The organism is Pseudomonas sp. MPB23, assembly GCF_046605395.1.
In the GTDB taxonomy this organism is placed as follows: Bacteria; Pseudomonadota; Gammaproteobacteria; order Pseudomonadales; family Pseudomonadaceae; genus Aquipseudomonas.
In genome coordinates this window covers 1,460,638-1,480,185 of the sequence record NZ_CP176771.1, presented here as the reverse complement: position 1 = coordinate 1,480,185, position 19,548 = coordinate 1,460,638, and the positions used below count along the sequence as shown (strand labels likewise).

Sequence of the window (19,548 nt, the reverse complement as noted above, 5' to 3'; positions counted from 1 at the left end):
TATGTTGCATATCTTCTGTCCTCACTGCTTTGAGCTGCGCTCCGAAGAGGAATTCCACGCATCCGGCCAGGCGCACATCCCGCGCCCGCTGGACCCGGGAGCCTGCACCGACGAGCAGTGGGGCGACTACATGTTCTTCCGCGACAACCCCCGTGGCCTGCACCACGAGCTGTGGATTCACGCCGCCGGCTGCCGTCAGTATTTCAACGCCACCCGCGACACCGTCACCTACGAAATCCTTGAAACCTACAAGATAGGCAGCAAGCCGCAATTCACCGCCAAGGCTTCTGGAGAGAAGGTATGAGCCAGATCAATCGCCTGTCCAACGGTGGCCGGATCGACCGTAACAAGGTCCTGACCTTCAGCTTCAACGGCCAGACCTACAAAGGCTTCGAAGGCGACACCCTGGCCGCAGCCCTGCTGGCCAACGGCGTCGACATCATCGGTCGCAGCTTCAAGTATTCGCGTCCACGGGGCATCTTCGCCGCCGGCGCCGAAGAGCCCAACGCAGTGCTGCAGATCGGCGCCACCGAAGCCACCCAGATTCCCAACGTGCGCGCCACGCAACAGGCGCTGTACCAGGGCCTCGTCGCCACCAGCACCAACGGCTGGCCGAGCGTCAATAACGACGTGATGGGCATTCTCGGCAAGGTCGGCGGCAAGCTGATGCCGCCGGGTTTCTACTACAAAACCTTCATGTACCCGCAATCGTTCTGGATGACCTACGAGAAGTACATCCGCAAGGCGGCCGGCCTGGGCCGTTCGCCGACCGAGAACGACCCGGACACCTACGACAACTTCAACCGTCACTGCGACGTGCTGGTGGTCGGTGCCGGTCCTGCCGGTCTGGCCGCTGCACTGGCCGCCGCGCGCAGCGGTGCCCGCGTGATCATCGCCGATGAGCAGGAAGAGTTCGGTGGCTCGCTGCTCGACTCCCGCGAAAGCCTCGACGGCAAGCCCGCGGCGGAATGGGTCGCCAGTGTCATCGCCGAACTCAAAGCCCTGCCGGATGTGGTGCTGTTGCCCCGCGCCACCGTCAACGGCTACCACGACCATAACTTCCTGACCATCCACGAACGCCTCACCGATCACCTCGGCGACCGTGCGCCGATCGGCCAGGTACGCCAGCGTATCCACCGTGTGCGCGCCCAGCGCGTGGTGCTGGCCACCGGTGCGTGCGAGCGTCCGCTGGTGTACGGCAATAACGACGTGCCGGGCAATATGCTCGCCGGTGCGGTCTCCACCTATGTGCGTCGCTATGGCGTGGCACCGGGTAAAAAACTGGTGCTGTCGACCAACAACGATCACGCCTACCGCGTGGCCCTGGACTGGTTCGACGCCGGCCTGAAAGTGGTCGCCGTGGCCGATGCACGCCACAACCCACGCGGCGCGCTGGTGGAAGAAGCGCGCGCCAAAGGCATTCGTATCCTCACCGGCAGTGCCGTGATCGAAGCCCGTGGCAGCAAGCACGTGACCGGCGCCCGAGTGGCCGCCATCGACGTCAAGGCCCACACAGTCACCAGCCCCGGCGAGTGGCTGGACTGCGACCTGGTGGCCAGCTCCGGCGGCTACAGCCCGGTGGTCCACCTGGCCTCGCACCTGGGCGGCAAGCCGACCTGGCGCGAAGACATCCTCGGTTTTGTACCGGGTGAAGCACCGCAGAAGCGTGTGTGCGTCGGGGGTATCAACGGTGTCTACGCCTTGGGCGATGCCCTGGCCGATGGTTTTGAAGGCGGCGTGCGCGCGGCCAGCGAAGCCGGTTTCGGGCCGGTGGAAGGCACACTGCCGAACGTCTTGAGCCGTCTGGAAGAGCCGACCCTGGCGCTGTTCCAGGTGCCCCACGAAAAAGGCACCGCACGGGCGCCGAAGCAATTCGTCGACCTGCAGAACGACGTCACCGCCGCCGCCATCGAACTGGCGACCCGCGAAGGGTTCGAGTCGGTTGAACACGTCAAACGCTACACCGCGCTGGGCTTCGGCACCGACCAGGGCAAGCTGGGTAACGTCAATGGCCTGGCAATTGCCGCACGCTCGCTGAACGTGACCATCCCGCAGATGGGCACCACCATGTTCCGTCCCAACTACACGCCGGTCACCTTCGGCGCGGTGGCGGGCCGTCACTGTGGGCATATCTTCGAGCCGGTGCGCTACACCGCGCTGCACGCCTGGCACGTGAAAAACGGCGCCGAATTCGAGGACGTCGGCCAGTGGAAACGCCCGTGGTACTTCCCGCGCAACGGTGAAGACCTGCATGCCGCCGTCAAACGCGAATGCCTGGCCGTGCGCGACAGCGTCGGCCTGCTGGATGCGTCGACCCTTGGCAAGATCGACATTCAGGGCCCGGATGCCCGCGAGTTCCTCAACCGTATCTACACCAACGCCTGGACCAAGCTCGATGTGGGCAAGGCGCGCTACGGCCTGATGTGCAAGGAAGACGGCATGGTCTTCGACGACGGCGTGACCGCGTGCCTGGCCGACAACCACTTCCTGATGACCACCACCACCGGCGGCGCCGCCCGTGTGCTGCAGTGGCTGGAAATCTACCAACAGACCGAATGGCCGGACCTGAAGGTGTACTTCACCTCGGTCACTGACCACTGGGCGACCATGACTCTGTCCGGCCCCAACAGCCGCAAGCTGCTCAGCGAAGTGACCGACATCGACCTGGACAAGGACGGCTTCCCGTTCATGACCTGGAAAGAAGGCCTGGTCGGCGGCGTACCGGCGCGGGTGTTCCGCATCTCGTTCACCGGCGAGCTGTCCTATGAAGTCAACGTGCAGGCCGACTACGCCATGGGCGTGCTGGAGAAAATCGTCGAGGCCGGCAAGAAGTACAACCTGACTCCGTACGGCACCGAGACCATGCACGTGCTGCGGGCCGAGAAGGGTTTCATCATCGTCGGCCAGGACACCGACGGTTCGGTGACCCCGGACGACCTGAACATGGGCTGGTGTGTTGGCCGCACCAAACCGTTCTCGTGGATCGGCTGGCGCGGCATGAACCGTGAAGACTGCGTGCGTGAAGAGCGTAAGCAACTGGTGGGCCTCAAGCCGATCGATCCGAAAGTGTGGCTGCCGGAAGGCGCGCAACTGGTGTTCGATCCGAAGCAGGCAATCCCGATGAAGATGGTCGGCCACGTCACCTCAAGCTATGCGCACAACTCCCTGGGTTATTCGTTTGCGCTGGCGGTGGTCAAGGGCGGCTTGAAGCGCCTCGGCGAGCGGGTGTTTTCGCCTCAGGTCGATGGCAGCGTGATCGAGGCGGAGATTGTGTCCTCGGTGTTCTTTGATCCGAAAGGCGACCGCCAGAACATCTGATAGACCGAGGCGCGGCTATCGGGAGCAAGCCCCCTCCCACAGGGGAATGCATTCCAAATGTGGGAGGGGGCTTGCCCCCGATGACGCCAGTAGCCACACAACAGAATTCAGCAAAGGTGCTCTATGACAGCAGCCAACGTATACCAACAACGCCCCACCACCGGGGCCAGGGCCGAGTCCTCGCTGCACCATGCCGACCTCGCCAGCCTGGTCGGCAAGGGCCGCAAGAACGCCGGCGTGACCGTGCGTGAAAAGAAACTGCTCGGCCACCTGACTATTCGCGGCGACGGCCATGATGCTGCGTTCGCCGCCGGCGTGCACAAGGCCCTGGGCATCGAACTGCCCGGCGCCCTGAAGGTGATCGTCAACGGCGACACCAGCCTGCAATGGCTCGGCCCGGATGAGTGGTTGCTGGTGGTGCCGAGCGGTGAAGAATTCGCCGCCGAACAGAACCTGCGCGCGGCCCTGGGCGATCTGCATATCCAGATCGTCAACGTCAGCGGCGGCCAGCAGATCCTCGAACTCAGCGGCCCGAACGTGCGCGATGTGCTGATGAAATCCACCAGCTACGACGTGCACCCCAACAACTTCCCGGTGGGCAAGGCGGTGGGCACGGTGTTCGCCAAGTCGCAACTGGTGATCCGCCACACCGCCGAAGACACCTGGGAATTGGTGATTCGTCGCAGTTTCTCGGATTACTGGTGGTTGTGGCTGCAAGACGCCTCGGCCGAATTCGGCCTGAGCGTCCAAGCCTGAGGAATCGCCCATGAGCCGCGCACCCGATACCTGGATTTTGACTGCCGACTGCCCCAGCGTGCTCGGCACGGTGGACGCGGTCACCCGCTATCTGTTCGAGCAGGGTTGCTACGTCACCGAGCACCATTCGTTCGATGACCGCCTCTCGGGCCGGTTTTTCATTCGCGTGGAATTCCGTCAGCCCGACGGTTTCGACGAGCAGGCGTTCCGCGCCGGCCTGGCCACGCGGGGCGAGGGCTTTGGCATGGTCTTCGAGCTGACGGCGCCGAACTACCGGCCGAAAGTGGTGATCATGGTGTCCAAGGCCGATCACTGCCTCAACGATCTGCTGTACCGCCAGCGCATCGGCCAACTGCCGATGGACGTGGTCGCGGTGGTGTCCAATCACCCCGATCTGAAACCTTTGGCCGACTGGCACCAGATTCCCTACTACCATTTCCCCCTGGACCCCAACGACAAACCGTCCCAGGAGCGTCAGGTGTGGCAGGTGATCGAAGACACCGGCGCGGAACTGGTGATCCTTGCGCGCTACATGCAAGTGCTGTCGCCGGAGCTGTGCCGCAAGCTCGATGGCAAGGCGATCAACATCCACCACTCGTTGTTGCCGGGGTTCAAGGGCGCCAAGCCGTATCACCAGGCGTACAACAAGGGCGTGAAGCTGGTGGGCGCGACGGCGCATTACATCAACAACGACCTGGATGAAGGCCCGATCATCGCCCAGGGCGTGGAGGTGGTGGATCACAGCCACTATCCGGAGGACTTGATTGCCAAAGGGCGCGATATCGAAGGGCTGACGTTGGCTCGCGCGGTGGGGTATCACATTGAGCGGCGGGTGTTCTTGAACGCCAATCGGACGGTGGTGCTCTGACTGACACCATCGTGAGCAAGCCCCCTCCCACAACGCAAAAACAGCATCTGTAACCCGAGCACTCAACGCGCTGCCTGCCTGGGCAACGCGGTTTTATAAAAACAACAGCGAGGTGAAAGCATGTCTGGTAATCGTGGTGTCGTGTATCTCGGCAACGGCAAGGTCGAAGTACAGAAAATCGACTATCCCAAAATGCAGGACCCCCGTGGCAGGAAGATCGAGCACGGCGTCATCCTGCGCGTGGTCTCCACCAACATCTGCGGCTCCGACCAACACATGGTGCGCGGCCGCACCACGGCCCAGACCGGCCTGGTGCTCGGTCACGAGATCACTGGCGAAGTGATCGAGAAGGGCAGCGACGTCGAAAACCTGAAAATCGGCGACCTGGTGTCCGTGCCCTTCAACGTCGCCTGCGGCCGCTGCCGCTCGTGCAAAGAGCAACACACCGGCGTGTGCCTGACCGTCAACCCGGCCCGTGCCGGCGGCGCCTACGGCTATGTCGACATGGGCGACTGGACCGGCGGCCAGGCCGAGTACGTGCTGGTGCCGTACGCCGACTTCAACCTGCTGAAACTGCCGGACCGCGACAAGGCCATGGAGAAAATCCGCGACCTGACCTGCCTCTCCGACATCCTCCCCACCGGCTACCACGGCGCGGTCACCGCCGGTGTCGGCCCGGGCAGTACCGTGTACATCGCCGGTGCCGGTCCTGTCGGCCTCGCTGCTGCCGCGTCGGCCCGCCTGCTGGGCGCGGCGGTGGTGATCATCGGCGACGTCAACCCGATCCGCCTGGCTCACGCCAAGGCCCAGGGGTTCGAAATCGCCGACTTGTCCCAGGACACTCCGCTGCACGAACAGATCGCCGCGTTGCTGGGCGAACCGGAAGTCGACTGCGCCGTCGACGCGGTAGGCTTCGAAGCCCGTGGTCACGGCCACGAAGGCGTCAAGGCGGAGGCTCCGGCCACAGTGCTCAACTCGCTGATGGGCGTGGTACGCGTAGCCGGCAAGATCGGCATCCCCGGCCTGTACGTCACCGAAGACCCAGGTGCAGTGGATGCCGCCGCGAAAATGGGCAGCCTGAGCATTCGCTTTGGTTTGGGCTGGGCCAAATCCCACAGCTTCCACACCGGGCAAACGCCGGTGATGAAGTACAACCGCCAGTTGATGCAGGCGATCATGTGGGACCGCATCAACATTGCTGAAATCGTCGGCGTGCAGGTGATCAGCCTGGATGACGCGCCGCGTGGCTACGGCGAGTTCGACGCGGGCGTGCCGAAGAAGTTTGTGATCGACCCGCACAAGTTGTTCAGTGCGGCGTAGGCGATAGATAAGGGCGCCCCGGGGGGCGCCTTTGTTTTATGGTGCTGTCCCGTCCGCGGATGCGCCGCCAACATCAAGGGCAATTCCGATATAAGTCCCTTTCTTCGACAACTGCGAAGCCTCGGCTACGCGTTTGACCCTCTTCTATTGATGATTGAACGCGCATTTCAAATTGTCATTGGCCTTGCAGTAGCTGTCTTGCCAAGACGTATTTGTCGCGGGTGAAAACTGATGCACCGGTTTCAGTGTCAGTCTCACGGCGTCGTAACCGGCGCCCTCATAATCACAGATGACTGTTGGCATGCTGTTCCTTTCGTCGTTCATTGCTTTGTAATTGGCTGCTGTGAACTTCAGGCTTGCCATGCGCAGTTCCTGGCTGGTTTCGTTCTCACCCGTCCACTTTTGATCCTGGGGACCATCAGCCACATAGCTGTAGCCACCTTTGTCCATCCGGTATTGCTTGATGTCGGCAGGTTTGGGGCAGGAAGAGGTTTGGGCATACGCATGCCCCGTCACCGCGAGCATCGCATACAGCCATAGGGCGCGATTGAGGTTCATGAGGGACACTCCTTTGTGTAGTGGAGGCTAAATGTTGAGGGCGTTTTAACGCAGCATCTACTGTGAGAAATGACAGTGGCTTAGATTCAATCTCAATAAAAAGCAGGGCGTTCGGTGCTCCCTTGCCAGTGTGGGGGCAGCGAGTTGCCAGCGCGCCCTGAAAAGCGGTTGGCCCGGAACAATGTGTCGGATCGCCAGTCAAACGCGTGCTTTTGCCCCTATATCCAGAGGTTGTTTCGATGAAGATTTCACGCGGTTTCGCCCTTTCTTGCCTGATCAGCCTGGCGACCCCCCCGGTGTTTGCCGCCGGGTTCAGCCTCGGCGATGCGGCCAATGCGATTTCCGGCATGCAAGGCGGCAACAACAAGGCTGCCGCCGCGGCACCGTCATCCGAGACGGCCGGCCTGCTGAGTGCCCTGACCTCGCAACTCAACGTCACCCCCGAACAGGCCGTGGGCGGCACCGGCGCCATGCTGGGCCTGGCCAAGAACAAATTGAGCGGCAACGACTATTCGCAACTGGGCAAGAGCGTGCCGGGGCTCGATCAGCTATCGGGCAACAATGCCTTGGGCAGCCTCGGCGCCTTGAGCGGCATGCTCGGCCAGAGCGGCGGCAGCAAGACCAGCGGCCTGGACGGCCTGCTGGGTAACGTCAAAGACACCAACGACCTGAACACCGCGTTCAGCGCCCTGGGCATGGACAGCGGCATGATCGGCCAGTTTGCCCCGGTGATCCTGCAATACCTGGGCGGCCAGGGCGCCAGCAGCTCCGTGTTGGGCAAGCTGGCCCAGGCCTGGGGCACTGGCAACTAACGTTGATGTTCCGTGCGCAACTGTTCGATGCGCACATCCTTCTCCCTCCAGAGCTGGTTGACCCAGTTCTGGACGGTCTGGCGAAACGCCGGGTCGTTCTCGTAATCCCCTTGCCACAAGGCCGGGTCCAGCTCGCGGGTCTGGATATCAATGATCACCTTGGGCACTGCGCCGCTGATCAGATCCCAGAATCCCGGGATTTTTGCTTGTGGGTACACCACGGTCACGTCGAGGACCGCATCCAGTTGTTCCCCCATCGCCGCCAGCACAAACGCCACGCCACCGGCCTTGGGCTTGAGCAGGCGGGCGAACGGTGAGGCTTGCTGCGCGCGCTTGGCCGCGGTGAACCGCGTGCCTTCCAGGTAATTGACCACCGTCACCGGCTGGCGTTTGAACAGCTCGCAGGCTTGCCGGGTGATCTTCAAATCCTGCCCTGCCAGCTCCGGGTGCCTGGCCAGGAACGCCTTGGTGTAGCGCTTCATGAACGGGTAATCCAGTGCCCACCAGGCCAGGCCCAGGAACGGTACCCAGATCAGTTCTTTTTTCAGGAAGAACTTGAAGAACGGTGTGCGGCGGTTGAGGGCCTGGATCAGCGCCGGGATGTCGACCCAGGATTGGTGATTGCTGATCACCAGGTAGGAGGTGTCGCTGCGCAGGTCGGCGCCGCCGCGAATGTCCCATTGGGTCGGGATGCACCGCGCGAGGATCAGTTTGTCGATCTCGGCCCAGGTTTCGGCGATCCACATCACCGCCCAGGACGCGTAGTCCCGATAGCGGCCGGGGGCCAACAGTTTGAGCAGGGCGAACACCATCAAGGGGCCGAACAGCACCAGGGTGTTGAGCAATAGCAGCAGGGTGACGAAACAGCCGGTGAGCAGGCGGCGCATAAGCAACTCTTGGAATCGTGTGGGCGGGCCATCATAAGAGAGCCGCGTCGAGAGGCCAAATCGCAAATCGCTGCACGAATGTTTCACAATGTGCCGGGTAGGGTGGCAGAACTAACTAAGTGCTGCTTTTGCGGTCTAGAATCCGCCTACTTCTTTCCGAGGAAATCACTTCGTGAAACTGCTCCTTGCCTCGCTCGCCCTGGCCGCCTTGCCGGTCATGGCCGCCGAACCGACCGTCTACGGTCGCTACGAATACATCCAGTTGCCGGAAATCGGCGAAACCTTCAAGGCCAAGATGGACACCGGCGCGCTGACCGCCTCGCTGTCGGCCCGCGACATCGAGACCTTCACCCGCGATGGCGACGACTGGGTGCGCTTCCGTCTCGGCGGCAACGACGCTGGCAACAAGGTCTACGAACACAAGGTGGCGCGCATCAGCAAGATCAAGAGCCGCGCCGATGAAGACGAAGACAAGGAAGAAACCACCGTGGCCAAGCGCCCGGTCATCGACCTGGAAATGTGCCTGGGCAACGTCAAGCGCACCGTCGAGGTCAACCTCACCGACCGCAGCAGTTTCAACTACCCGCTGTTGATCGGCGCCAAGGCCCTGCGTGAATTCGGCGCAGCGGTGAACCCGGCGCGGCGCTACACCGCCGACAAACCGGACTGCTGACGGACCGCCATGGCGCACATCCTGATTGTCGAAGACGAAGCGGCCATCGCCGACACGTTGATATTCGCCCTGCAAGGCGAGGGCTTCACCACCACCTGGCTGCGTCTCGGCCAGGAGGCGCTGGCCCATCAGCGCCAGACCCCGGCCGACCTGATCATCCTCGACATCGGCCTGCCGGACATCAGCGGCTTTGAAACCTGCAAGCAACTGCGGCGTTTCAGTGAAGTGCCGGTGATGTTCCTCAGCGCCCGCGACGCTGAAATCGACCGCGTGGTGGGGCTGGAGATCGGCGCCGACGACTATGTGGTCAAGCCGTTCAGCCCTCGGGAAGTGGCGGCGCGGGTGCGGGCGATCCTCAAGCGCGTCGGCCCCGGTGTGGCGCCGGCGCTGTTCCAGGTCGATCTGGAGCGCATGCAGATCAGCTATCGCGGCCAGCCCTTGAGCCTCACGCGCCATGAATTCCGCCTGCTGCGCAGCCTGCTGGAGCAACCCGAACGGGTATTCAGCCGCGAGCAACTGCTGGATGCGGTGGGCGTGCCGGCCGATGCCGGCTACGAGCGCAATATCGACTCCCATATCAAAAGCCTGCGCAGCAAACTGCGTGGCGTGGCCGCCGATGCCGAACCGATCCAGACCCACCGCGGCCTCGGCTACAGCTACAGTCCGAGTCATAGCTGATGCGCCTGGGGCTGCGGATTTTCCTGGTGTACGCGCTGTTCATCGGCCTCACCGGGTACTTCGTGCTCAATACGGTGATGAAGGAAATCCGCCCCGGCGTGCGCCAGTCCACCGAAGAAACCCTGGTGGACACCGCCAACCTGCTGGCCGAGGTTCTGCGTGACGACGTCAAAAACGGCACCCTCGGCCAAAGCCACTGGCCCGAACGACTCACGGCCTACGGCAATCGCCAGCCTGGCGCGACCATCTGGGGCCTGCCGAAAAACCAGGTCAACCACCGCATCTACGTGACCGACGCCAAGGGCACCGTGTTGCTCGATTCCTCCGGCGAAGCGGTGGGCCAGGACTATTCCCGCTGGAACGACGTGTACCTGACCCTGCGCGGCGAATACGGTGCGCGCTCCACCCGCAGCGACGCCGATGACCCCGCTTCGTCGGTGATGCACGTGGGCGCGCCGATCCGCGACAACGGCCAGATCATCGGCGTGGTCACGGTGGCCAAGCCCAATAGCTCTCTGCAGCCCTATGTCGATCGCACCGAGCGTCGCCTGCTCTGGTATGGCGCCGGGTTGGTCGTGCTCGGCCTGTTGCTGGGCGCGTTGCTGTCCTGGTGGTTGAGCGTTGCGCTGCACCGGCTGACGGCGTATGCGCAGGCCGTCAGCGAAGGTCGTCGGGCCGCGTTGCCCCATTACCGCGGCGGCGAACTCAAGCAGCTCTCCACCGCGGTGGAACACATGCGCACGCAACTGGAGGGCAAGGCCTACGTCGAGCAGTACGTCTACACCCTGACCCACGAATTGAAAAGTCCGCTGGCGGCGATCCGCGGCGCGGCGGAGTTGTTGCAGGGCGACATGAGCCGCGCGCAGCAGCAGCGCTTCGTCGGCAATATCGACAGCGAAAGCGCACGCCTGCAGCAGTTGATCGAACGGCTGCTGAACCTGGCGCAAGTGGAGCAGCGCCAGGGTTTGGAGGCGCAGGCGAGCCTGCCGTTGGCGGCGCTGGTGGACGAAGTGCTCAAGGCGCAATGCGCACGCATCGAGGGCGCTGGCTTGCAGGTCGAGCAGGCGATTGGCGCCGAGGTGACGGTGTTCGGCGAGCCTTTCCTGCTGCGCCAGGCCCTGGGCAATCTGCTGGACAACGCCCTGGACTTCACCCCGCCCGGCGGCGTCTTGCGGTTCAGCGCGCAGACTCGGCACAACGAGGTGCAGATCAGCCTGTTCAACCAGGCCGCACCGATTCCCGACTATGCCCTGCCGCGCCTGAGCGAGCGATTCTACTCGCTGCCGCGCCCGGCCAGCGGGCGCAAAAGCACCGGCCTGGGCCTCAACTTCGTCGAGGAAGTCATGAAGCTGCATGGCGGCGCGATGCAGATCGACAATGTGCAAGGCGGCGTGCAAGTGGTGCTGCATCTCCACACAGTCTCCACATTGCCCACATAAATCGCCCCTCTCGGCGGTACAGACTCTCCCGATCAAAACAGGGAGAAACCCATGAACCGCAATCTGCTTTTCAAACTGGGCGCGATCGCGCTGCTGATCCTGCTGTTGCTGATTCCGTTGCTGATGATCAACGGCATCATCAGCGACCGCCAGCAACGGCGCGACGCGGTCCTGATGGACATCGCCCGCAGTTCCAGCAACGCCCAGCGCCTGACCGGGCCGGTGATGGTGGTGCCGTACCGCAAGACCGTGCGCGAGTGGAAACTCAACGAAAAGCTCAACAAGCGCTACGAAGACATCCGCGAAGAGCGTGGCCGTCTGTATTTCCTGCCGGACCTTTTCGAACTCGACGGCCAGGTGCAGACCGAACTGCGCGCACGGGGCATTTACCAGGCCCGGCTGTTTCATGCCGACAGTAGCATCAGCGGGCGTTTTGAGGTGCCGGCGCAGTGGGGGATCACCGAAGACTTTGCTGATTACCGCTTTGAACCGGCGTTTATGGCGGTGGGCATCAGCGACATTCGCGGCATCGAAAACGCGCTGAAGCTGGAACTGGGCAGCCAACGCCTGGCATTCGCACCGGGCTCCCAGGTGGACTGGCTGGGGGAGGGCGTGCACGTGCTGCTGCCGCAGCAGGAAAATAAAAAGCCGTTTGTCGTGGAGTTCGCCTTCGACCTGCGCCTGCAAGGCACCGAGCAGTTGCAAGTGGTGCCGGTGGGCAAGACCAGCCAGGTGTCACTCGCGTCCAACTGGCCACACCCCAGCTTTATCGGCAACTTCCTGCCGACCCAGCGGGACGTCACCGACAAAGGCTTCACCGCCCACTGGCAGACCTCGTTCTTCTCTACCAACCTCGAACAAGCCCTGCAAACCTGCCTGGACGGGCAGGGCTGCACCGACTTCAGCAACCGCAGCTTTGGCGTGAACTTCATCGACCCGGTGGACCAGTACCTCAAGAGCGACCGTGCGATCAAATACGCGCTGCTGTTCATCGCCCTGACCTTTGCCGGTTTCTTCCTCTTTGAAGTGCTCAAGCACCTGGCGGTGCACCCGATCCAGTACGCCCTGGTGGGGGTGGCGCTGGCGTTCTTCTACCTGCTGTTGCTGTCGTTGTCCGAGCATCTGGGCTTTGCCGTGGCCTACCTGATCTCGGCCGGCGCCTGCGTGGTGCTGATCGGTTTCTATGTGTGCCACGTGCTGCGCAGCATTGCCCATGGCCTGGGTTTTTCGGCGGGACTGGCGGCGTTGTATGGCGTGCTGTACGGGCTGTTGAGCGCCGAGGATTATGCGTTGCTGATGGGCTCGCTGTTGCTGTTCGGCCTGCTGGGGACCGTGATGGTGCTGACGCGCAAACTGGATTGGTATGGCGTGGGCAAACGCAAGACGGCCGAGCCGCTGCAATTTGACCTGGAGGCGGTGCAATGATCGGATTGCGCGAGGATCAGCGGGTGAAGACGCAGATGGTGAGCAAGATCAAGGCGCTATTCCCCGCGTGGAGGGTGGGTGATGTGGGGGGAGCTGCTGTGGCAAGCCCGCTCGCCACAGTAACTGCCACAGCCGCCCGCCTCACACTGGCGGCTGAGTCTCCAGCATCGAAGGTCGCTGGCTGACCTCGGCGTACCAGGCGGCGAGCTTGGGAGTGTCCGCGCGCCAGTGCATATCCGGATGGCGGAAATCGAGATAACCCAAGGCACACGCGACGCTGATCGACGCGACATCGAAGTGGCTGGCCAACTCGGCAATGGCGTCCTGTTCCAACTCGGCGAGGGTGCGACGGATCTTGTTGCGCTGCTCATCGAGCCACGGCGCCCAGTGCTTCTCCACCGGCCGCAGCGCGCGCTCGTAACGCACCAGCACGGCGGCATCCATGATGCCGTCGGCCATCGAGGCCAGGGTCAGGCGCCGCCAGCGGGCCGAACCGTCGCGGGGAATCAGCGGCGTGCCGACGTGCTGGTGGTCGAGGTAATCGAGAATCACCCGGCTGTCATGCACCACACTGCCATCGGCCAGGCGCAGCGCCGGGATCTTGCCCACAGGGTTGCCCTGCACCAATTGCGCGTCAGCGGCGATCGGTGACGGCATAGAGGCCAGCAAGGCCACGCGGTCCTGCTGGCCGGTCTCGATCAGCAACACACGGACCTTGCGAACGAACGGCGACGCGGGATTGTGAAACAACGTCATGCTGGGCACAGACATAGACATTCCTCTGTAGGAGCGAGCGTGCTCGCAAAGAACGTCAACGATAACGCAGCGCATCGGGTTTTACGCAACGCTATGTAACAAGCTCATGCCCTCTCAGCAGTTTGTAGACCGCAATGACTGCCGGAATACCCAGCCCGACCCAACTGAGCCAGTCCCACACGCCATCCCCCAGCAATGCGGCAAACAACCCGGCGGCGCTGAGCACGCCGATCCCCAGCGGAATGCCAAACACTTTCCAGAAATTCGACGACCGTGGCTTCATGCCTTGCCCGCCTTGCGTCTGACGATCCACAGGTAGACGCCGCTGACCAACACGATGATGGTCAGCCCATCCAGCACCGCCCACAGGATCTTCATCGGCATGCCGCCATAGTCGCCAAAGTGCAGCGGCTGGGACATGCCCATGGCGTCCATGTACCACGGCCGTTCGCCGATGGCGGTGACGGCCAGGGTGCTGGCGTCGATCAGCACCGGGGTGAGCAGGTGCGAGGTCAGGTGGCTGCTGCCTTTCATGAACACGGCGTAGTGGTGCTCACTGGAAAAGCGCGTGCCGGGGAAGGCGATAAAGTCCGGCTGCATGCCGGGCGCAGCCTTGGCGGCGATGTTCAGCAGATCGCTGGCCGGTGCGCGTTGGGTCAGCGGCGGGGCGTTTTTGTAGGGTTCGACCATCGCGCTGAGGCTGTCGGTACGCCAGGCGGCGATGATCAGATCGGCACAGGCGCTGATCACGCCGGTCACGCCCACCACCAGCGCCCAGGTCAACGTGACCACGCCGATCAGGTTGTGCAGGTCGAGCCAGCGCAGTCGGGTGGATTTGTCCTGGCGCACGGTGGCGAATTTCAAGCGGCGCATGAACGGCAGGTACAGCACCGTGCCCGAGACCATCGCGACCACAAACAGCAGGCCCATGAACGCCAGCAGCAACTTGCCCGGCAGGCCGGCGAACATATCGACATGCAGGCGCAGCAGGAACAGCGTAAAGCCGCCGTTGGCCGACGGCATCTCGACCGCTTCACCGGTGCGCGCGTCGAGCATGAAGGTGTGGGAGGCGTTGGGTTCGGTGCCGGCGGTGGCGGCCTTGATCGCGATCACGCCGTTTTTGTCGTGTTCGTCCCAGGCCAGGTATTGCAGGGCTTCGCCGGGGCGATGGGCCTGGGCCTTGGCCACCAGTTGCTCAAGGTTCAGTGGCGGCGTATCGGCGGGCATCTGCGCCAGTTGTGGCTCGTTGCCCAGCAGGTGATCAATCTCGTGGTGAAACACCAGCGGCAGCCCGGTGAGCGCGAGCAGCAGCAGGAACACCGTGCAGATCAGGCTGGTCCAGGTGTGGATAAAGGACCAGCGGCGGATGGTTGTGCTTTTCATGTTCTAGCCTTCGGACACGCCAGGGCCGCCCATGGGGGCGGCCCGGTGGTTAACCCAGTCGCTTACCACTGGTAGGTGGCACTGGCGACGACGCTGCGTTGGTCGCCGAAGTAGCAGTAGCTGCCATCGCAGGTCGACAGGTAGTCCTTGTTGAACAGGTTGGTGGCGTTCACCTTCACCGACGCCCCTTTGAGGCTGTTGTCCAGGCGACCCAGGTCGTAGTGCACCGCGCCGTCGAACACCGTGTAGGCATTGGCCTTGCCCAGCCAGGTGTTGGCCTGGTCGCCATAGGTATTGCCGGTGTAGCGGGCGCCGAAGCCGATGCCGAAGCCGTCGAGCACACCGGTGTGCCAGGTGTAGTCGGTCCACAGCGAGGCTTGCTGATTGGGCATCAGTTGCAGGCGGTTGCCTTTGTAGATACCGGTTTGCACCTCGGACTTGGCCAGGGTGTAGGCGGCGATGACTTTGAGGTTCTCGGTCACGTCAGACACCGCTTCCAGCTCCAGGCCCTTGACCTTCACTTCGCCGGCCTGGTCGGTGATCGACTGGTTGCCCGCGCCGATTCGGGTCACCAGCACGTTTTTCTGGGTCAGGTCGTAGACCGCCGCACTCAGCAGCGTATTGGCGCCGGGCGGCTGGTACTTGATCCCCAGTTCCCATTGCTGGCCTTCGGTGGGCTTGTAGGACTTGACCGGGTCGACGCTGGCGTTGCTCGCCGGCTGGAAGGATTCGGCGTAGGACAGGTACGGCACAAAGCCGGAATCGAACACATAGCTCAGCGCCGCGTTACCACTGAAGTTCTTGCTGCGATCCGTGTTGGTCGCGTCCAGTTTGTTGAAGTAGGTGGTGCCCTGGTGCACCCAGTCTTCGCGTCCGCCCAGGGTCAGGCGCCAGTTGTCCAGGGCCATCTGGTCTTGGGCGTAGAGGCCGGTCTGTATGGTTTTCTGGTTGTAGTCGTAATACGCATCGCCGGTCGGGCGCACCGTTGGCACGCTGTTGACCGGGTTGAAAATATTGATGCTCGACGCAGTGCCGTAGATCGTCCGGAAGGAGGTATCGGTGCGCTGGTGATCCAGGCCGAGCAGCACAGTGTGGGTGATATCGCCGGTGGCGAAGTCAGCCTGGAGGTGGTTGTCCAGCGCAAACTGGCCGATGTTTTCGTCAACGTTGGTGGTCGAGCGAGTGATGGTGCCCGCAGCGTCCGCCGGGGAGTAGGCGTAGGAACCCACGGTCAGTTGCTGGAACGACAATTCCGACTTGGTGTAGCGCAGGTTCTGCTTGAACTGCCAGGTGTCGTTGAAACGATGTTCGAAGGCATAGCCCAGCGCGTAGTAGGTACGGTCGTAGAACTCGTAGTCCGGATCGCCGAGGTTCTTGTGGTGGGAGATCTCGCCCAGGGACGATTTGATCTTGGTGCCCTGGATCGGCAGGAACTGGCTGGTGGTGCCGGTATCGTCGCGGGTGAACTGCGAGAGCAGAGTCAGCTTGGTGTCGGTGTCGATGTTCCAGGTCAGGCTGGGGGCGATGTTGTAGCGCTTGTTGTCGATATGGTCGACCTGGGTGCCGGCGTCGCGCACCACCCCGCTGACGCCATAGAGGAACTGGCCATCGTCGTCGATCTTGCCGGTGCTGGCGAAGTTGATCTGGCGATAGTTGTCACTGCCGTATTGCACCTGGATGGCATGGCTCGATTCGGCGCTGGGGCGGCGGCTGACCATGTCCAGCAGGCCGCCCGGCGGGGTCTGGCCGTACACCGACGACGCCGGGCCGCGCAGCAGGGCGATGCGGTCGAGGTTCCAGGTTTCGGCTTTCGGGTTGGCGTACACGCCGCGCGGCAATGGCAGGCCGTCGAGGAACTGGGTGGGCTCGAAGCCACGCACGCGCATCCAGTCGTAGCGGGTGTCGCTGCCGTAGCTGGCGGACACGATGCCGGGCATGTATTTGACCGCATCATCCAGGTTCTGCACGTTGCGGTCCTGCATCTGCTCGCGGGTGGCGACGGAGATCGAGCGCGGCGCTTCCACCAGGGCGGTGTCGGTCTTGGTGCCGGCGGCGGTGCGCGTGGCCAGGTAGCCCTGGACCGGGCCCCAGGCACTTTCCTGCTGGCCTGCCTGACCGGTGATGTTGGTCACCGGCAACGCCATGACGCCCTCCGGAATCGCCACCAACGTAAACGTCCCCGCGCTGCTTTGCTCCAACTGCAACCCGGTGCCCCGCAGGGCTTCGCGCAACGCGCCTTGGGCATCGAACGGCCCCTGCACGGGGGCCGAGGTCTTGCCCGAAGCCAGGGCCGGGTTGAGGGTCAGCGCCAGGCCGGCCTGGCTGGCGATCTGGTTCAAGGTGCTGGCCAAGGGCGCCGCCGGCAGGTTGTAGGCACGCACGCCGGAGGCTTGTTCGGCGGCGATCAGCAAGGGGCTGGCCAGCGGGGCGCCGAGGGCAATCGCCACGGCTAACAGGCTGGGGCGCAACAAGGTGTCTAGCGTGCGGGACATGGGGTGGCTCCTGAATGGAAGTAATTCGCAATTACCCCTGTGCCGAGCGAGATTCGAAAAGTGATAGGGCCAGATGAAAATAAATTCTATTTGGCGCCGATGGAGGCAGACGGTTGCTGTTTGAAACAACGCCTGTGGGCACGAATCATCTCGTTCCCACAGGGTTTTCAGGCCAGTCCGATAGCCCTGAAAACCTTGACCTACAGCCGCGTCCTGTTTTTTACGCCTCCAGCCTTGAGCGGTTGACCCGGCCGGTTTGGCTATCTAGGTTCCCGACCTACCGTACCCAACAAAAGAAGGCGCGCACCTGTCGGGAAAGCCTGCGGCACGTGTCACGGCGCTGGACCGCCTGAGCGTCGAGGAAGAGAACCATGACCACACAAGCCCTCGTGCCACACGAACTGGACACGAAAAAGCTCTGGGAAAGCACCGTCGAACTGTCCGCCTGCAAGCGCATAACCAGCCATGACGGCAGAAACCCGAAGACCACCATCGTAGTGCCGATACTGACCTGTCGCTGCCTATGGAAAAGGTTTCAACGAGAAGCCGAAGACTGGATCGCCCCCGGCGGCGTACTCATCGCTGATCCGCAGGCACGTAACCGCAGGATCAATGCGGCATATGCGCAGTTGTGGCTGGCGGATAACCGCTTTCAATGGGCGGGGTTGGCGGCGTTTGCGTCCAAGCAGGTGGGGTGTGGGTTGTTGCATGCCGTCACGCTGGATGAACGCATCGAAGCGGAAAAAAGGGCTTATCAACAGGTCAGAGACAACGCGCCCCAGGACCTGCTTGACCGCCGAAGGCTCATCAACATCCGCCCAAAATCCGAAGAATGGCACGCGTGGGACCAGGCCAGGCAACAGAACCCGCTTCCCCAGGCGAGCAATCCACTGCTGGGTGGCGCGGTTGCGACGTTACAGGACCAGTTGAAGTACGTTCATGAAATGCTGGCGCTTGGGAATACCGCGCTGTTTCTGGATGTTTATCCGTTGCATCGGTTTTTTATGGTGCGTGGGTTTGAGGAGATGCAGAAGTGTTTGGAGGAACGCAGAAGTCTGAAAGATGAAGTGATTTGGCCGATTGCGGGTGAAGTTGAGTTCGGTGCGTTTCAAACCGAGGTGTCCGATAGCTTTCGAACAATCGAATCAGGAAATATCGCTAAAGGGGTGGATTATATGGCAGCCCATGAACAGCTCAATATTCTTCAGCCTGCCATGTATGATGACCCCGATTTCGCGAAACTTATGCAAGGTACTCAGGCGGGTGATGTGCTATCTGTCGTGACCGGACTATTCACGGGCATCTCCGAAGAGATCCAGCTTACGTTAGCCAGCCAGTGCAAGGTCACCGACGATCGTAGAATTTCATTCTCAAGCAATCCTTTTGCAAACCTAGCGGATAAAAACCAGCGGATGGAATTTGTTGTACGTGCCGCCACTCAATTTGACCAGTTGCTGAAGAGTCCGATAACGCGGGCTCAGCTTGAGCGTTCGATTTTTGAAATTTCTACTGGTATGGATATAAAACCATGACGTCCTTAAAACGCAGGCTTCTGCTCTTGTTGCTCATACTTGCGACCCTTGCTTTTTATTTGTTCTATTCCAATCGTGCGTTAAATACGCTCCGTGTACATGTCGGAAAACCTTATGACGAAGTTGTAAGAGACTCGACGTTTTCCGTAAAAGCCAATACCGTTATTTACCCCAGCGAACCACCACACCCCAGTTCAACCTGGATCACCAGTCCGGTTGTTATACAGTACGACGACCCGAATTATGGCTTCGTCTTACCCGCTACTCTATTTGGTGCAATCACTTACGACGATGGAAAAGTCGCAGGCATTACAACCTCTCCGATGCTTGAAATGTTGTCCTTCAGTGAGCTTGTACCTCTTCTCGAAGAGATTCAGTCGCGCCTGAAAAGGTCCGGTTGGACACCGCAATATCCCAATGAACTCACTTGGCTGCCCACCACCACCGAGCAGCAAAAAACCGCCCTGCAAGATGAATTATTCAATGAGGTGGGCCTCGTTTTGCTTGGCATACCGAAAAAATACACACTCGCAATCAACATCAAATGCTTCAAGCGATGCAATGAGCGCAATCCGGCGACGGCAAAGTATTTAATTGATATCAGCATGGGAAGAAATTACTTCCGCGAATGAGTCAGGAAATATCGTAAAG

At 61.9% G+C, this 19,548-nt stretch carries 18 protein-coding genes; 12 read left to right on the top strand and 6 right to left on the bottom strand.

All coding sequences use genetic code 11. The features are described from left to right. Position 1 precedes the first annotated feature (1 nt). From ACLH0J_RS06800 to fdhA, 5 genes are all read left to right on the top strand, one after another. Positions 2-304, top strand: a complete 303-nt coding sequence (locus tag ACLH0J_RS06800) for a sarcosine oxidase subunit delta (RefSeq protein WP_411391354.1) — start codon at positions 2-4, stop codon at positions 302-304. Continuing rightward, entirely contained in the window at positions 301-3,318 is a 3,018-nt protein-coding gene (locus ACLH0J_RS06795) for a sarcosine oxidase subunit alpha (RefSeq protein WP_411391353.1), read from the top strand. The genes ACLH0J_RS06800 and ACLH0J_RS06795 overlap by 4 nt, the downstream gene beginning before the upstream one ends. Positions 3,319-3,441: 123 nt before the next feature. Beyond that, positions 3,442-4,074, top strand: a complete 633-nt coding sequence (locus ACLH0J_RS06790; RefSeq protein ID WP_411391352.1) for a sarcosine oxidase subunit gamma — start codon at positions 3,442-3,444, stop codon at positions 4,072-4,074. Positions 4,075-4,084: 10 nt separating this feature from the next. Next, positions 4,085-4,942, top strand: a complete 858-nt coding sequence (gene purU, locus ACLH0J_RS06785; RefSeq protein WP_411391351.1) for a formyltetrahydrofolate deformylase — start codon at positions 4,085-4,087, stop codon at positions 4,940-4,942. A gap of 120 nt (positions 4,943-5,062) precedes the next feature. Beyond that, positions 5,063-6,262, top strand: a complete 1,200-nt coding sequence (gene fdhA, locus ACLH0J_RS06780) for a formaldehyde dehydrogenase, glutathione-independent (protein ID WP_025858777.1) — start codon at positions 5,063-5,065, stop codon at positions 6,260-6,262. Positions 6,263-6,406: 144 nt separating this feature from the next. On the opposite strand, the gene ACLH0J_RS06775 is transcribed toward fdhA, so the two are convergent. Next, complete coding sequence (locus ACLH0J_RS06775) at positions 6,407-6,820, bottom strand: hypothetical protein (protein WP_411391350.1); 414 nt, start codon at positions 6,818-6,820, stop codon at positions 6,407-6,409. Positions 6,821-7,059: 239 nt separating this feature from the next. On the opposite strand from ACLH0J_RS06775, the gene ACLH0J_RS06770 reads away from it, so the two are divergent. Next, on the top strand, positions 7,060-7,632 hold the full coding sequence (locus tag ACLH0J_RS06770) for a DUF2780 domain-containing protein (RefSeq protein ID WP_411391349.1): 573 nt from the start codon (positions 7,060-7,062) through the stop codon (positions 7,630-7,632). Here ACLH0J_RS06770 and ACLH0J_RS06765 read toward each other — a convergent pair. Beyond that, complete coding sequence (locus tag ACLH0J_RS06765; RefSeq protein WP_411391348.1) at positions 7,629-8,519, bottom strand: acyltransferase; 891 nt, start codon at positions 8,517-8,519, stop codon at positions 7,629-7,631. The genes ACLH0J_RS06770 and ACLH0J_RS06765 overlap by 4 nt on opposite strands. 172 nt (positions 8,520-8,691) lie before the next feature. On the opposite strand from ACLH0J_RS06765, the gene ACLH0J_RS06760 reads away from it, so the two are divergent. Genes ACLH0J_RS06760 through creD form a run of 4 tightly spaced genes read left to right on the top strand, consistent with a single transcriptional unit; the run spans position 8,692 to position 12,734 of the window. After that, positions 8,692-9,192, top strand: coding sequence for an ATP-dependent zinc protease (locus ACLH0J_RS06760; protein WP_411391347.1), 501 nt, complete (start codon positions 8,692-8,694; stop codon positions 9,190-9,192). A gap of 9 nt (positions 9,193-9,201) precedes the next feature. After that, positions 9,202-9,870, top strand: coding sequence for a two-component system response regulator CreB (gene creB / locus ACLH0J_RS06755; protein WP_411391346.1), 669 nt, complete (start codon positions 9,202-9,204; stop codon positions 9,868-9,870). Next, entirely contained in the window at positions 9,870-11,309 is a 1,440-nt protein-coding gene (gene creC, locus ACLH0J_RS06750; RefSeq protein ID WP_411391345.1) for a two-component system sensor histidine kinase CreC, read from the top strand. Before creB ends, creC begins: the two co-directional genes overlap by 1 nt. Positions 11,310-11,360: 51 nt before the next feature. Continuing rightward, positions 11,361-12,734 (top strand): cell envelope integrity protein CreD, encoded by a 1,374-nt coding sequence (gene creD / locus ACLH0J_RS06745; RefSeq protein WP_411391344.1) that lies wholly within the window; start codon positions 11,361-11,363, stop codon positions 12,732-12,734. Between the two features lie 141 nt (positions 12,735-12,875). On the opposite strand, the gene ACLH0J_RS06740 is transcribed toward creD, so the two are convergent. The 4 genes from ACLH0J_RS06740 to ACLH0J_RS06725 form a co-directional block, all read right to left on the bottom strand. Beyond that, positions 12,876-13,505 (bottom strand): glutathione S-transferase family protein, encoded by a 630-nt coding sequence (locus tag ACLH0J_RS06740; protein ID WP_411391343.1) that lies wholly within the window; start codon positions 13,503-13,505, stop codon positions 12,876-12,878. 76 nt (positions 13,506-13,581) lie between these two features. After that, on the bottom strand, positions 13,582-13,773 hold the full coding sequence (locus ACLH0J_RS06735) for a hypothetical protein (protein WP_411391342.1): 192 nt from the start codon (positions 13,771-13,773) through the stop codon (positions 13,582-13,584). Continuing rightward, positions 13,770-14,873 carry a PepSY-associated TM helix domain-containing protein gene (locus ACLH0J_RS06730; RefSeq protein WP_411391341.1) on the bottom strand — a complete coding sequence of 368 codons (1,104 nt, stop codon included), beginning with the start codon at positions 14,871-14,873 and terminating at the stop codon, positions 13,770-13,772. Before ACLH0J_RS06730 ends, ACLH0J_RS06735 begins: the two co-directional genes overlap by 4 nt. A gap of 62 nt (positions 14,874-14,935) precedes the next feature. After that, positions 14,936-17,365, bottom strand: a complete 2,430-nt coding sequence (locus ACLH0J_RS06725) for a TonB-dependent siderophore receptor (RefSeq protein WP_411391340.1) — start codon at positions 17,363-17,365, stop codon at positions 14,936-14,938. A gap of 371 nt (positions 17,366-17,736) precedes the next feature. Between ACLH0J_RS06725 and ACLH0J_RS06720 the strand changes: the two genes are divergently transcribed. After that, a complete protein-coding gene (locus ACLH0J_RS06720; RefSeq protein ID WP_411391339.1) occupies positions 17,737-18,897 on the top strand; it encodes a DUF2515 family protein in 1,161 nt (386 codons plus the stop codon). Further along, positions 18,894-19,529 carry a hypothetical protein gene (locus ACLH0J_RS06715; protein WP_411391338.1) on the top strand — a complete coding sequence of 212 codons (636 nt, stop codon included), beginning with the start codon at positions 18,894-18,896 and terminating at the stop codon, positions 19,527-19,529. The genes ACLH0J_RS06720 and ACLH0J_RS06715 overlap by 4 nt, the downstream gene beginning before the upstream one ends. The last annotated feature ends 19 nt before the right edge of the window (positions 19,530-19,548 follow it).